15 protein-coding genes are annotated in these 14,108 nt (G+C 69.6%); 12 read left to right on the plus strand and 3 right to left on the minus strand.

Going from position 1 to position 14,108, the window contains the following annotated elements; translation table 11 throughout:
- Positions 1–122: 122 nt before the first annotated feature.
- From infA to truA, 7 genes are all read left to right on the plus strand, one after another.
- Positions 123–344, plus strand: coding sequence for a translation initiation factor IF-1 (infA, locus tag NGF19_RS11630; RefSeq protein WP_003948620.1), 222 nt, complete (start codon positions 123–125; stop codon positions 342–344).
- A 55-nt stretch (positions 345–399) separates the two neighbouring features.
- Positions 400–513: a 50S ribosomal protein L36 gene (rpmJ, locus tag NGF19_RS11635; protein WP_003974245.1), complete on the plus strand. Its 114-nt coding sequence runs from the start codon at positions 400–402 to the stop codon at positions 511–513.
- 188 nt (positions 514–701) lie between these two features.
- A complete protein-coding gene (gene rpsM, locus NGF19_RS11640; protein WP_030811707.1) occupies positions 702–1,082 on the plus strand; it encodes a 30S ribosomal protein S13 in 381 nt (126 codons plus the stop codon).
- A 65-nt stretch (positions 1,083–1,147) separates the two neighbouring features.
- Entirely contained in the window at positions 1,148–1,552 is a 405-nt protein-coding gene (gene rpsK / locus NGF19_RS11645; protein WP_003956432.1) for a 30S ribosomal protein S11, read from the plus strand.
- A 159-nt stretch (positions 1,553–1,711) separates the two neighbouring features.
- Complete coding sequence (locus NGF19_RS11650; RefSeq protein ID WP_003966937.1) at positions 1,712–2,734, plus strand: DNA-directed RNA polymerase subunit alpha; 1,023 nt, start codon at positions 1,712–1,714, stop codon at positions 2,732–2,734.
- Between the two features lie 122 nt (positions 2,735–2,856).
- Positions 2,857–3,339 carry a 50S ribosomal protein L17 gene (gene rplQ / locus NGF19_RS11655; RefSeq protein WP_252424629.1) on the plus strand — a complete coding sequence of 161 codons (483 nt, stop codon included), beginning with the start codon at positions 2,857–2,859 and terminating at the stop codon, positions 3,337–3,339.
- 73 nt (positions 3,340–3,412) lie between these two features.
- Complete coding sequence (truA, locus tag NGF19_RS11660; RefSeq protein WP_252424630.1) at positions 3,413–4,255, plus strand: tRNA pseudouridine(38-40) synthase TruA; 843 nt, start codon at positions 3,413–3,415, stop codon at positions 4,253–4,255.
- A 49-nt stretch (positions 4,256–4,304) separates the two neighbouring features.
- Here the strand turns inward: truA and NGF19_RS11665 are convergent, their stop codons facing one another.
- Complete coding sequence (locus tag NGF19_RS11665) at positions 4,305–5,180, minus strand: hypothetical protein (RefSeq protein ID WP_252424632.1); 876 nt, start codon at positions 5,178–5,180, stop codon at positions 4,305–4,307.
- A 468-nt stretch (positions 5,181–5,648) separates the two neighbouring features.
- Between NGF19_RS11665 and rplM the strand changes: the two genes are divergently transcribed.
- From rplM to glmM, 3 genes are all read left to right on the plus strand, one after another.
- The gene (rplM, locus tag NGF19_RS11670; RefSeq protein WP_252424634.1) at positions 5,649–6,092 is read left to right on the plus strand and encodes a 50S ribosomal protein L13; all 444 of its coding nucleotides are present in this window, start codon (positions 5,649–5,651) and stop codon (positions 6,090–6,092) included.
- A gap of 43 nt (positions 6,093–6,135) precedes the next feature.
- On the plus strand, positions 6,136–6,648 hold the full coding sequence (rpsI, locus tag NGF19_RS11675; protein WP_252424636.1) for a 30S ribosomal protein S9: 513 nt from the start codon (positions 6,136–6,138) through the stop codon (positions 6,646–6,648).
- A gap of 261 nt (positions 6,649–6,909) precedes the next feature.
- On the plus strand, positions 6,910–8,268 hold the full coding sequence (glmM, locus tag NGF19_RS11680) for a phosphoglucosamine mutase (protein ID WP_252424734.1): 1,359 nt from the start codon (positions 6,910–6,912) through the stop codon (positions 8,266–8,268).
- 64 nt (positions 8,269–8,332) lie between these two features.
- Here the strand turns inward: glmM and coaA are convergent, their stop codons facing one another.
- Positions 8,333–9,301, minus strand: a complete 969-nt coding sequence (coaA, locus tag NGF19_RS11685) for a type I pantothenate kinase (RefSeq protein WP_252424637.1) — start codon at positions 9,299–9,301, stop codon at positions 8,333–8,335.
- Between the two features lie 225 nt (positions 9,302–9,526).
- Between coaA and NGF19_RS11690 the strand changes: the two genes are divergently transcribed.
- Positions 9,527–10,309 carry a hypothetical protein gene (locus NGF19_RS11690; protein WP_252424639.1) on the plus strand — a complete coding sequence of 261 codons (783 nt, stop codon included), beginning with the start codon at positions 9,527–9,529 and terminating at the stop codon, positions 10,307–10,309.
- Positions 10,310–10,406: 97 nt separating this feature from the next.
- A complete protein-coding gene (gene glmS / locus NGF19_RS11695) occupies positions 10,407–12,254 on the plus strand; it encodes a glutamine--fructose-6-phosphate transaminase (isomerizing) (protein WP_252424641.1) in 1,848 nt (615 codons plus the stop codon).
- A 48-nt stretch (positions 12,255–12,302) separates the two neighbouring features.
- On the opposite strand, the gene NGF19_RS11700 is transcribed toward glmS, so the two are convergent.
- Positions 12,303–14,093 carry a M16 family metallopeptidase gene (locus NGF19_RS11700; RefSeq protein WP_252424643.1) on the minus strand — a complete coding sequence of 597 codons (1,791 nt, stop codon included), beginning with the start codon at positions 14,091–14,093 and terminating at the stop codon, positions 12,303–12,305.
- Between the last annotated feature and the right edge of the window lie 15 nt (positions 14,094–14,108).

Raw genomic sequence — 14,108 nt, forward strand, 5'->3', positions numbered from 1 at the left:
AGACTGCTCGATTCGTGTTTCCTGGGACGCTGACGTAGACTGACTCGTCGGCTCTCGTGCATCTGCATGTCTGCGTGCGGGAACGCGAAGTCGATCAAGGTAGTCGATTCGAAGGGCGAAGCGTGGCCAAGAAGCAAGGTGCCATCGAGATCGAGGGCACTGTCGTCGAGTCTCTGCCGAACGCCATGTTCAAGGTCGAGCTCCAGAACGGCCACCAGGTCCTGGCACACATCAGCGGCAAGATGCGTATGCACTACATCCGCATCCTCCCTGACGACCGGGTCGTGGTGGAGCTGTCTCCGTACGACCTGACGCGTGGCCGGATCGTCTACCGCTACAAGTAGATCTTGCCGTGCCCCGCTTCACGGGGCTGTGGCACTGACCCGGAGAACCTCACCCATGAAGGTCAAGCCGAGCGTCAAGAAGATCTGCGACAAGTGCAGGGTGATCCGCCGTCACGGCCGGGTCATGGTCATCTGCGACAACCCGCGCCACAAGCAGCGCCAGGGCTGAGCACGACCCCTCCCTCTGCATCCGCAGAGCTTCGCGCGACGCGAGCAACATGTTCATACGCAGGACCCGGACCTGGGATCCCAGGTCTGACACCCCCGGCTCGGAGGCCGGGGACCCAGTCCGTACCTCGTACGGCGGCTGGGATCCGGTTCTGTGGAAGACCTCCGAAGATCAACTGGAGCCATTGAATGGCACGCGTTTCCGGTGTTGACATCCCGCGCGAAAAGCGCGTGGAGGTCGCCCTCACCTACGTGTTCGGCATCGGCCGGACCCTTTCGCAGGAGACGCTGGCTGCGACCGGCGTCGACCCCAACACCCGCGTCCGCGACCTGAGCGAAGAGCAGCTCGTCGCGATCCGCGAGTACGTTGACAACAACATCAAGACCGAGGGTGACCTCCGTCGCGAGATCCAGGCCGACATCCGCCGCAAGGTCGAGATCGGTTGTTACCAGGGTCTGCGTCACCGCCGTGGTCTGCCGGTCCGCGGTCAGCGCACCAGCACGAACGCCCGCACCCGCAAGGGCCCGCGTCGCGCCATCGCCGGCAAGAAGAAGCCGGGCAAGAAGTAGTCCGCAGCGGATACCTGTCCACGGTCTTCGCTGTAGGACCGACCACCTCCCGTAGGAGTTAGTAGATGCCCCCCAAGGGTCGTCAGGGCGCTGCCAAGAAGGTGCGCCGCAAGGAAAAGAAGAACGTCGCTCACGGCCACGCGCACATCAAGAGCACGTTCAACAACACGATCGTCTCCATCACGGACCCGTCCGGCAACGTGATCTCCTGGGCCTCCGCCGGCCACGTCGGCTTCAAGGGCTCCCGGAAGTCCACGCCGTTCGCCGCGCAGATGGCCGCCGAGTCGGCTGCCCGCCGCGCTCAGGAGCACGGCATGCGCAAGGTCGACGTGTTCGTGAAGGGCCCGGGTTCCGGTCGTGAGACCGCGATCCGCTCCCTGCAGGCCACGGGCCTCGAGGTCGGCTCCATCCAGGACGTCACCCCGACCCCGCACAACGGCTGCCGTCCGCCGAAGCGCCGCCGCGTCTGACGCGTTCGCAGCTTCCCGGTCGCGGGATTCCGGGCGGTACGGTCCCTTGCGGGGCCGTGCCGCCCGTACCCTTGCAATAGCCCCCCGTGCCGTCATGGCGCGCGGGATCTGTCGGGCGTCATATAGCGGGCGCCCACGACTGAAGGATCTGATCCACACATGCTGATCGCTCAGCGTCCCTCGTTGACCGAAGAGGTCGTCGACGAGTTCCGCTCCCGGTTCGTGATCGAGCCGCTGGAGCCGGGCTTCGGCTACACCCTCGGCAACTCCCTGCGCCGTACGCTCCTGTCCTCGATCCCGGGTGCGGCGGTCACGTCCATCCGCATCGACGGCGTTCTGCACGAGTTCACCACCGTGCCGGGCGTCAAGGAGGACGTCACCGACCTGATCCTCAACATCAAGCAGCTCGTCGTCTCCTCGGAGCACGACGAGCCGGTCGTGATGTACCTGCGCAAGCAGGGCCCGGGTCTGGTCACCGCCGCCGACATCGCGCCCCCGGCCGGTGTCGAGGTACACAACCCCGACCTGGTCCTCGCCACGCTCAACGGCAAGGGCAAGCTGGAGATGGAGCTGACCGTCGAGCGCGGTCGCGGTTACGTCTCCGCCGTGCAGAACAAGCAGGTGGGCCAGGAGATCGGCCGTATCCCGGTCGACTCCATCTACTCGCCGGTTCTCAAGGTCACCTACAAGGTCGAGGCGACCCGTGTCGAGCAGCGCACCGACTTCGACAAGCTGATCGTCGACGTCGAGACCAAGCAGGCCATGCGTCCGCGTGACGCCATGGCGTCCGCCGGCAAGACCCTGGTGGAGCTGTTCGGTCTGGCCCGCGAGCTGAACATCGACGCCGAGGGCATCGACATGGGCCCGTCCCCCACGGACGCCGCCCTGGCCGCCGATCTCGCGCTGCCGATCGAGGAGCTGGAGCTCACGGTCCGCTCCTACAACTGCCTCAAGCGTGAGGGCATCCACTCCGTGGGTGAGCTGGTCGCGCGCTCCGAGGCCGACCTGCTGGACATCCGCAACTTCGGTGCGAAGTCCATCGACGAGGTCAAGGCGAAGCTGGCCGGCATGGGCCTGGCCCTCAAGGACAGCCCGCCCGGATTCGACCCGACCGCCGCCGCCGACGCCTTCGGCGCCGACGACGACGCGGACGCCGGGTTCGTCGAGACCGAGCAGTACTGAGCGCTCGGCCTCGCACCCCTTCCAGGTCCCTTCGGGGGCCTGGATCTCCGACAGGCGACCGCCTGCTCGGATACTGACCCCGGTACCTGACACGGCCGGGGCAGATACCAAGGAGAGACACAATGCCGAAGCCCACCAAGGGTGCCCGCATGGGCGGCAGCGCCGCGCACGAGAAGCTGATCCTCGCGAACCTCGCGAAGGCGCTGTTCGAGCACGGTCGTATCACCACCACCGAGGCGAAGGCGCGCAAGCTGCGTCCCTACGCCGAGCGTCTGGTCACCAAGGCGAAGAAGGGCGACCTTCACAACCGCCGTCAGGTGCTCCAGGTGATCACGGACAAGAGCATCGTCCACACGCTCTTCACCGAGATCGGCCCGCGCTACGAGAACCGTCCGGGTGGCTACACCCGCATCACCAAGATCGGTAACCGCCGTGGCGACAACGCGCCCATGGCCGTGATCGAGCTGGTCGAGGCGCTGACGGTGCAGCAGAAGGCCGTGGGTGAGGCCGAGGCCGCCACCAAGCGTGCGGTCAAGGAGGCCGACGAGGCCAAGGTCGAGGAGACCAAGGTCGAGGACGCCGCCGAGGAGTCGAAGGACGCCTGAGGCAATCCCTCGCAGTGAGCGGGTCCGCCCCTTGGGGGCGGGCCCGCTTTCGCGTACCTGAGAGGATTCAGGAGTGAGTGACGAAGTACAGCCCGGACACGTCCGTATCCGCCTCGACCTGTCCTACGACGGCACCGACTTCCACGGCTGGGCCAAGCAGGCCGGTGGTCGGCGGACCGTGCAGGGGGAGATCGAGGACGCGCTGCGTACGGTCACCCGGTCCGGGCGGACCTACGAGCTGACGGTGGCCGGGCGGACCGACGCCGGGGTGCACGCCAGGGGCCAGGTCGCCCATGTCGATCTGGACCGGGAGGTCTGGGCCGAGCAGAGCGGCAAGCTGCTCAAGCGGCTCGCCGGGCGGCTGCCCAGGGATGTGCGGGTCTGGGCGCTCAGGGAGGCGCCGAGCGGCTTCAACGCCCGGTTCGCCGCGATGTGGCGGCGCTATGTCTACCGCGTCACGGACAACCCCGGCGGGGTGGATCCCCTGCTGCGCAACCACGTCCTGTGGCACGACTGGCCGCTGGACGTCGACGTCATGGACACCGCCGCGAAGTCCTTGATCGGGGAGCACGACTTCGCCGCGTACGCGAAGAAGCGCGAGGGCGCGACGACGATCCGCGAGATCCTCGACTTCGGGGTGCGCCGGAAGGCGGACGGCATAGTCGAGATCGAGGTCCGCGCGGACGCGTTCTGCCACAACCAGGTGCGCTCCATGGTCGGCGCCCTGCTGTTCGTGGGCGACGGTCACCGGGGTGTGGAGTGGCCGCGGAACGTCCTCGACGCCGGTGTCCGCGACAGCGCCGTCCATGTCGTACGCGCGCTCGGGCTGACCCTGGAAGAGGTCGCGTACCCGGCGGACGACCAGCTCGCCGAGCGCCAGCGGCAGGCGCGGCGAGTGCGCGGCGAGGTGCACTGAGGTGCGCTGAAAGGGGCTCCGCGGTGATCACCGCGGAGCCGCCCTCAGGTCACTGCTCGGTGGCGGCGGAGGCCTGGGCCTCGCCGCGGCGGCGGATCTGGCGGAAGGCGAACTCGGCCACATCGTCCCCGGCCGTGAACACCTGTGCGTCCTTGGCCGTCACGTTCTTGCCGTCGGTGAATCCGGCGAGGGTGAAGTACGCGTAGCGGCCGACGGAGTTGGTCGTACGGCGGCAGACCGTCGTACGGCAGAACGCGGGCACGCCGCCACCGCTGAGCGAGGCGACGTTGCTCTTGGCATCGGCCCCCTGCTTGACCTTGGTCGCCTGGGCCGTGGTGTCGAAGAGGGCCACGCCGACCGTCACCGCGACGGCGTCCTTGGTGTACGTGGCGCGGATGACGCGGGTGCAGCCGTTGCCGCTGAGCAGGGCGGGGAGCGTGCCCTGCGCGGCGGAGGCGCAGTTCGTCGTGGTGGCCGTCGGGCCCTTCTTGTAGACGTGCGAGGCCACGGTCAGCTCGGTGCCGGGGAAGAGCGTGTCCGCGCTGATCGGGGCCGTGTCCTTCTTCGCGCTGGAGATGAAGTCCATCGGGTCCAGCGGGGGAGGAGCCGAGGTCGGCGCGAACGACGGGGCCGGGTCGGCGCTCTCGCTCGGGATGTGGGAGGCGCCGGGCAGTGCGGGGGTGGGGTCGCCGGAGGCCGCGGAGCCGCGGTCCGCGGTCACGACCGCCACGGCGACCGCGGCACCCACCGCGACCGTGGCCAGGGCGCCGCCGAGGATCAGCAGGAGCCGACGGCGCTTGGCGCGGGCCTCGGAGGCATCGGCGAGGGCGGCCCAGTCAGGAGTGCCGCCGCCGTTGTCCTGAGGTTGCTGGGAACTCGGTTTCCAGGGATCCCACGACGGGGGCTCCCCCTGCCCATAAGTCATGCGGCGCATCTTAGGGCCTCTCGTTTGGATCATGCCGGGCTCGCGGGGTCTGGCACCGCTCCCCCAAGCTCTTCGAGCAGGGGGGACCCCCAGCCGCGTTGTCGTCGGTTGGCAGGGCTCCGCCCTGCCGCCCTCCTCCGCCTTGCGATGCTCCCCCACTGCCTGAACGGCGTGGGAGGTGCCCCCAGCACCAGACCCCGCTCCCTGATCCGGCCTGGTCCAAACGAAAGACCCTGGACGGGCCGGTCCAGGGGTGCTGTTTTGACCCGTACGGGCGCCCCCGTTATCCTGGCTGTTCGTTATGTGTATTGGCTTGCTCATTCTCACGTGAGGGGCCCTTACACCGGTCCACCGGGCCGATGACCAGCGACCAGCACGCGGTTTGCGTCACCGTGGTGCGGTCAGGGCTGTCGTGATCGTCTTCGGTGACCTTGTCTGGAACCTCACTGAAGAAGCGAAGGCCTAACTGTGCGTACGTACAGCCCCAAGCCCGGCGATGTGACGCGTCAGTGGCACGTCATCGACGCTCAGGACGTTGTCCTGGGTCGTCTCGCCACCACCGCCGCCACCCTGCTGCGCGGCAAGCACAAGCCGATCTACGCGCCCCACGTGGACGCGGGTGACTTCGTCATCATCATCAACGCGGACAAGGTGCACCTGTCCGGCAACAAGCGGACCCAGAAGATGGCGTACCGCCACTCCGGCTACCCGGGTGGTCTGCGTTCGGTCCGCTACGACGACCTGCTGAAGAACAACCCCGAGAAGGCCGTCGAGAAGGCCGTCAAGGGCATGCTCCCCAAGAACACCCTCGGCCGTCAGATGCTCTCGAAGCTGAAGGTCTACTCGGGCGACCAGCACCCGCACGCTGCCCAGCAGCCGGTGCCGTACGAGATCACCCAGGTCGCGCAGTAAGTCCGGCCCACCCCCTAAGACTGAAGAGAATCTGAGGAGAATCGTGGCCGAGACCACTGCCGAGCAGCCGCTCGAAGAGCTTGACATCGACAGCTACACCACCGAGACCGAGGTCCCGCTGGAGGGTGAGTACACCTCCGAGTCCATGGCCTCCCGCTTCGGTGAGCCCCAGCCGGCCGCCGGCCTGGGCCGCCGGAAGAACGCCATCGCCCGTGTCCGGATCGTTCCGGGCACCGGCAAGTGGAAGATCAACGGTCGCACCCTCGAGGACTACTTCCCGAACAAGGTGCACCAGCAGGAAGTCAACGAGCCCTTCAAGGTGCTCGAGCTCGAGGGCCGTTACGACGTCATCGCCCGCATCGCGGGTGGCGGTGTCTCCGGTCAGGCCGGTGCGCTCCGTCTCGGTGTCGCCCGTGCGCTGAACGAGGCGGACGTCGACAACAACCGTGGCGCCCTGAAGAAGGCGGGCTTCCTCCGCCGCGACGACCGTGCGGTCGAGCGCAAGAAGGCCGGTCTGAAGAAGGCCCGCAAGGCTCCGCAGTACAGCAAGCGCTAAACCGCGTTTCGCTGCCCGCAGCAGGCTTCGTACCGCCTGCTGCGGGCAAACCGCCGCCCCGGCAGCACACTTCGTGCCGCCGGGGCGTACGTTTACCTGGGACGGTTGCTTGCCACCGGCTTATGGAGCATTCCCGCGGGACGCGGAGCGCTCCATGCGCAAGCCTCGAAGACAGGGCCCTCGGACGATTGGTCGTACCCGGCTCCTGTCCGCACACTTGGCATGAGCCGCACATTCGCAGCAAGTTCGGAGGACACCACAGTGGGACGACTCTTCGGCACGGACGGCGTGCGCGGTGTCGCCAACGCGGATCTGACGGCCGAGATGGCGCTCGGCCTCTCCGTGGCGGCGGCGCACGTACTGGCCGAGGCGGGCACCTTCGCGGGCCACCGGCCGACGGCGGTCGTCGGTCGCGATCCGCGGGCGTCCGGGGAGTTCCTGGAAGCCGCCGTGGTGGCCGGTCTCGCGAGCGCGGGCGTGGACGTGCTCCGTGTCGGGGTGCTGCCCACCCCCGCCGTCGCCCATCTGACGGGCGCGCTCGGCGCGGACCTGGGCGTGATGCTCTCCGCCAGCCACAACGCCATGCCCGACAACGGCATCAAGTTCTTCGCCCGCGGCGGCCACAAGCTCGCCGACGAGCTGGAGGACCGGATCGAGTCCGTCTACGAGGAGCACCGCACCGGCGCCCCCTGGGACCGGCCCACGGGCGCCGGGGTCGGCCGGGTGCGCACGTACGACGAGGGCTTCGACCAGTACGTCTCCCACCTTCTGAAGGCCCTGCCGAACCGGCTCGACGGGCTCAAGATCGTCCTCGACGAGGCGCACGGCGCCGCCGCCCGGGTCTCGCCCGAGGCCTTCTCGCGCGCGGGCGCGGAGGTCGTCACGATCGGCGCGGAGCCGGACGGCCTCAACATCAACGACGGTTGCGGCTCCACCCATCTGGAGCAACTGCGCGCCGCCGTCCTCGACCACGGTGCCGACCTCGGTATCGCGCACGACGGCGACGCGGACCGCTGCCTGGCCGTGGACCACACCGGCGAGGAGGTGGACGGCGACCAGATCCTGGCCGTGCTCGCGCTGGCCATGCGGGAACGTTCCACCCTGCGCTCCGACACCGTCGTCGCGACCGTCATGTCCAACCTCGGCTTCAAGCTCGCGCTGGAGCGCGAGGGGCTGGAGCTGGTGCAGACCGCGGTCGGCGACCGCTATGTGCTGGAGGAGATGAAGGAGAAGGGCTACGCGCTCGGCGGCGAGCAGTCCGGCCACGTCATCATCCTCGACCACGCCACCACCGGTGACGGCACGCTGACCGGCCTGCTGCTGGCGGCGCGGATCGCCGAGACCGGCCGTACGCTCAGGGACCTCGCGTCCGTGATGGAGCGGCTGCCGCAGGTGCTGGTGAACGTCCCGGACGTGGACAAGTCCCGGGTGGGTACGTCCGTGGAGCTGGTGTCGGCGGTCACCGAGGCGGAGCGCGAGCTGGGGGCGACCGGGCGGGTGCTGCTGCGGCCCTCGGGCACGGAGCCGCTGGTGCGGGTCATGGTCGAGGCGGCCGACATCGACCAGGCGCGCTCGGTGGCCGGACGCCTGGCGGACACGGTGAAGTCGGCGCTCGGCTGACACCTTCACGACTTCTCGGCACGCTCACCTCGCGGGGTGGGCGTGCCGAGTGCGTTCCGGCGGGCTACAGCTTGCGCAGGCTCAGCCGCTGGACCTTGTGGTCCGGCCCCTTGCGCAGCACCAGCGTGGCGCGGCCCCGGGTCGGGGCCACGTTCTCCAGCAGATTGGGCTTGTTGATGGTCCGCCAGGTCGTCCGGGCGTAGTCGAGCGCCTCCTCCTCGGAGACCTGGGTGTACTTGCGGAAGTACGAGGACGGGTTCTGGAAGGCGGTCAGACGGAGCTTGCGGAACCGGTTGAGATACCAGCGTTCGATGTCCTCGGGGCGGGCGTCGACGTACACGCTGAAGTCGAAGTAGTCCGCGAGGCCGACCCGGGTGCGGCCGTCCTTGCCGGGCAGGGCGGGCTGGAGCACGTTCAGGCCCTCGACGATGAGGATGTCCGGGCGACGGACCGTGAGGACCTGGTCGGGGACGATGTCGTAGATCAGATGCGAGTAGACGGGGGCCGTCACCTCGTCCTTGCCGGCCTTGATGTCGGCGACGAAGCGGGTCAGGGCGCGGCGGTCGTAGGACTCGGGGAAGCCCTTGCGGGACATCAGGCCGCGGTCGCGCAGTTCCTCGGTGGGCAGCAGGAAGCCGTCCGTGGTGACCAGTTCCACGTGCGGGTGTTCGGGCCAGCGGGACAGCAGGGCCTGCAGCAGGCGGGCGACGGTCGACTTGCCGACCGCCACCGAGCCGGCGACGCCTATGACGAAGGGCGTGCCGGACTGGGAGCCCTGTTCGCCGAGGAAGGTGTTCAGGGCGCCTCTGAGGCCGTCCGTGGCCTTCACATAGAGATTGAGCAGCCGGGACAGCGGCAGATAGATGTCGCGCACCTCGTCGAGGTCGATGACATCGCCCAGACCGCGCAGCTTCTCGACCTCCTCGGCGGTCAGCGGCAGCGGCGTCTTGTCGCGCAGCGCGCTCCACTCGGCACGGGTGAGGTCGACGTAGGGAGTCGCCTCCGGCCTGGACCGGTGGGCGCTCCGGGGCATCGAGGGGACCGGAGAGATCACAGTCCATTGTTAACGGAGTTCGAACGGGTGGCCGCGTGGGCTGCGTCACGCCGGGGCGCGCGGGCGGGCTCGCGGTGGCCGGACGATGGCTGGACGAGGTGGCCGGGCGATATGAATTTGATCATCTGACGGTAAGTAGGGCATAAAGGGGACGCAAAGCGTGCGGGGGGAATCCGCAGGCACGAACAGAGAGAACGCCCTTCCATGAGAACCATCGCCGTCCGTCGTACCGCTCTCGCCGCCTCCGCCGCGGCCCTCGCGCTGCTCGCCACCGCGTGCGGATCCTCCGACAGCGAGGGCAAGAGCGACGACGCGAAGGCGGCCCAGGCGGAGAAGAGCCCCTCCGCCGCGCCCGCCAAGGCGCTGAGCGCTGCGGAGCTGGAGAAGGCCGCGCTCGCCCAGGCGGACGTCAAGAGCGGCAAGGTCATCACCAAGGTCGTGCCGGGGGACGACCTCGCGCAGGACAAGGTGACGTCGGACGACGCGGCGTGCACCCCGCTCGCGTACGTCGCGGCGGCCACGTATCTCGGCAAGCCCGCGGCCACGGTGAAGCGCACGTGGACCGGCGACGCCAAGAAGGCCGGGGCGGGGGCCAGTGACGAGGAGAAGATGCTGGCCGTCGCCAACTACGCGAAGGCCGTCGAGACGCTCACCAGCTACGACAACGGCGGCGCCGAGCAGGCGATGAAGGACCTGAAGACGGCCGTCGGGAAGTGCTCCGGTGGCTTCTCCTACACCGCGAACGGCACGAAGACGAAGGTCGTGAAGGTGGCGACGACCGAGGAGCCCGGCGGCGCCGACGAGGCGCTGGCCCTGACGCTGACGGTGGACGCCGACGGGGTCAAGGCGCCGGTGAAGGCCGTGGTGGTCCGCAAGGGTGCCACGCTCGCCTCCTTCCCCGCCATCAACATCACCTCCCTCGCCACCGGCAAGGACTTCGCCTTCCCGACGCAGATCGTCGACGCCCAGCTCGCCAAGCTCGGCTGATCGGGTCGGCTTCCCCGGCCTCGCGTGCGCTGGGAATTTCCGAATTCGGGCAGGCTTCGGGAGGTCGGGGTGCCGCACTGACCGTAGGCTGCGGCACATGTGCGGAATCGTGGGATACGTGGGGCCGCAGTCGGCGCTCGACGTGGTCGTGGCGGGACTGAAGCGGTTGGAGTACCGGGGGTACGACTCGGCGGGCGTGGCCGTCCTCGCGGACGGCGGCCTGGCCTCGGCCAAGAAGGCCGGGAAGCTGGTCAACCTGGAGAAGGAGCTGGCGGACCGGCCGCTGCCGACCGGTCCCACCGGCATCGGACACACCCGGTGGGCCACCCATGGCTCCCCGACCGACGCCAACGCGCATCCGCATCTCGACAACGCGGGCCGGGTCGCCGTCGTCCACAACGGCATCATCGAGAACTTCGCGGTGCTGCGGGCCGAGCTGGAGGAGCGCGGCCACGTCCTCGCCTCCGAGACGGACACCGAGGTCGTCGCGCATCTGCTCGCCGAGGAGTTCTCGGTGACCGAGGACCTCGCGGAGGCGATGCGGCTGGTGTGCGGTCGGCTGGAGGGCGCGTTCACCCTGGTCGCGGTGCACGCGGACGCGCCGGACGTGGTCGTGGGCGCCCGGCGGAACTCGCCGCTCGTGGTCGGTGTCGGGGAGGGCGAGGCGTTCCTCGCCTCGGACGTGGCGGCGTTCATCGCCCATACGCGCTCCGCGATCGAACTGGGCCAGGACCAGGTGGTGGAGCTGCGCCGGGACGGCGTGACGGTCACCGGCTTCGACGGACGGCCCGCCGACGTCCGCAGCTTCCATGTCGACTGGGACGTCTCGGCCGCCGAGAAGGGCGGCTACGACTACTTCATGCTCAAGGAGATCGCCGAGCAGCCCAAGGCGGTCGCCGACACCCTGCTCGGCCGGATCGACGCGGCCGGTTCGCTGTGCCTGGACGAGCTGCGGATCTCCGCCGCCGAACTGCGCGAGGTCGACAAGGTGGTGATCGTGGCGTGCGGGACCGCCTTCCACGCCGGGCTCATCGCCAAGTACGCCATCGAGCACTGGACCCGCATCCCCTGCGAGGTCGAGCTGGCCAGCGAGTTCCGCTACCGGGACCCGATCCTCGACTCGCGCTCGCTGGTCGTCGCCATCTCCCAGTCCGGCGAGACCATGGACACGCTGATGGCGCTGCGGCATGCCCGTGAGCAGGGCTCCAGGGTGCTGGCGATCTGCAACACCAACGGCTCCACGATTCCCCGCGAGTCGGACGCCGTGCTGTACACGCACGCGGGCCCGGAGGTCGCGGTCGCGTCGACGAAGGCGTTCCTGACGCAGCTCGTCGCCTGCTATCTGGTGGCCCTGTATCTGGGGCAGGTGCGCGGCACGAAGTGGGGCGACGAGATCGGGGCCGTCATCCGCGATCTGTCGAAGATCTCCCACGAGGTCGAGCGGGTCCTCGAAACCATGGAGCCGGTACGGGAGTTGGCGCGCTCGCTCGCCGGGAAGAACACCGTGCTGTTCCTGGGGCGGCATGTGGGCTACCCGGTGGCGCTGGAAGGCGCCCTGAAGCTCAAGGAGTTGGCGTACATGCACGCCGAGGGCTTCGCGGCGGGCGAGTTGAAGCACGGGCCGATCGCACTGATCGAAGAGGACCTGCCGGTGGTGGTCGTGGTGCCGTCGCCGCGTGGTCGCTCGGTCCTGCACGACAAGATCGTTTCGAACATCCAGGAGATCCGGGCGAGGGGCGCCCGCACGATCGTGATCGCGGAGGAGGGCGACGAGACCGTGGTCCCGTACGCCGACCACCTGATCCGTATCCCGGCGACCCCGACCCTGCTCCAGCCGCTGGTGGCGACGGTGCCGCTCCAGGTCTTCGCCTGCGAACTGGCCACGGCCCGGGGCAACGAGGTGGACCAGCCGCGCAACCTGGCGAAGTCGGTGACGGTGGAGTAGCGAGCCGACGCCCGGCCCCCGGAAGCCGGGGCCGGGCGAGGTCCGTGCTCAGCCGCGCGCGTCCTGGGCGCGGCGGTACGCCCGATGGGTGTAGTAGGCCAGCATGGCGCCCGGCACGATCGCGCGGGCGAGGTAGTACCACGCCGGGTGCTCCGCGTCGGACGCGTCGAGGGCGGCGGTCAGGATCGCCAGGACGAACACCACGTCCAGCACCACCATGCCGATGAGCCCGAGCGGCCATCTCCGCGCCGCCTTGCCGCCGTCGGCGTTCCCGGCCGCCCGCGCGCCGCTCTGCCGCTCGCGCGGGCGCGGGATCCGTTCCGGGTCACGGGCCGGCAGGGGGACGACCAGCTCGGCGGGGACGGCCGCGTCCAGCGCCGCGATCCGCTGGGCCGTCACACCCCGGAACAGGGTGGGCTCGATGGCCACGCGGAAGCCGTCGAGGCCGGTCAGTTCGCGGGCCCCGTCGGGGCGGGCGGTCATCGCGGCGCAGGAGTGGAACCGCACGGTGACCGGGCCGCCCGGCAGCAGCAGACTCACGCCCTGCTCGCCGATGACCAGCGTGACGTCGTCGTCCTCCAGCGAGGGGTGCCGGGTGCCGACGACCGGTGTCGAGGAGTACTGCGGGGCGGGCGTGAACCCCGCCCATTCGGCCTCCTGGGTGGGCACTTGGAGCAGCGCGCCGTCCCACACCTCGCGCGCGACCTCGCGCAGATCCGCGACCGTGACCGCGTTCAGCTCGGCCTTGTGCTGCTCGGGGGAGAGCAGCCGGTGGCCGAGCAGCAGGCTGAGCGCGTACGTCGGCAGCAGGGCGGCGCCGAGGTCGGGGGTGTCGTACATCTTGAGCATCTTGCCGCGTACGGCGTCCAGTTCGGCCTGCTCGATACGGCCCGCGCGCAGCCGGGCGAGCGTGTCGACGAACCCGCCGACCACCGCCGCCTGCTTCCGGGGCAACGCGTCGGCGTACGCGGTGAGCGTGGCGAAGTCCGCGTCGCGCGGGCTGTAGTCGGCGTCGGCCGTGTACGAGTAGCCGCCCTCCTGTCGCAGATCCTGGTAGAGGGCGCGGCCGAGGACGTCGGTGAAGACGGCCGCCGCGGTGGTGCGGCGCAGGACCGAGGTGAGGACGACATGGCCGTCCTCGCCGCGGATGTAGGCGGGCGTGACGGGCAGCGCGCTGGACGGGGCCGGTGCCGGGATGCGGCGGCCGGCGGGCAGCGTGAGGTCCAGGCCGTCCGGTACGTGGTCGCTGGTGATCCACAGCACCGCGTTGTCCCGGGTGAAGCGGGTCTCGGCCCACTGCCGTACCTCGTCGGCGGTCAGCCGCAGGGTGCCGAGTTCGTCGTAGCTGGACAGGCCGTAGCCCTGGGCGCCGTAACGCCACAGCGGCATCGGGGTGCCCGGACCCGCGCCGCGCCCCGCGGCCTCGGTGCGGAGGATCTCCTTCTCCGTCTCCAGCCGGTCCAGCGGCAGGTCGCGCAGCGCCGCGCAGACGGCGTTGAGATACGCGACGACCTCCGCCTCGCTGCCGGTGACGTGGAAGAGGGTGTACGCGTTCGCCGTGGCGCCGTTGTAGTGCAGGTCGGACAGGCCGAGGCGGTGCAGGGCGAGGTGTTCGACGAGGTGGGTGATGCCGGAGGTGGGCAGGGTCTCGTCGGCCCGGCCCACGCGGAAGAAGAGACCGGCGGTGATCTCGCCGGGGCGCGGAGCGTGGAGGACGGGAACGCCCTGGGCGGTGGTGTGGGCGATCAGGCCGTCGAGGGCGGCGAGTTCGGCACCGTCGGGTCGGCCCGCGGTCGTGTCGTCCACGGTCGTCCGGTCATACGCGTCATACGTGGTCATCTGTCCGTCGTCCTC

This window comes from Streptomyces macrolidinus (genome assembly GCF_023887685.1).
In the GTDB taxonomy this organism is placed as follows: domain Bacteria; phylum Actinomycetota; class Actinomycetes; order Streptomycetales; family Streptomycetaceae; genus Streptomyces; species Streptomyces macrolidinus.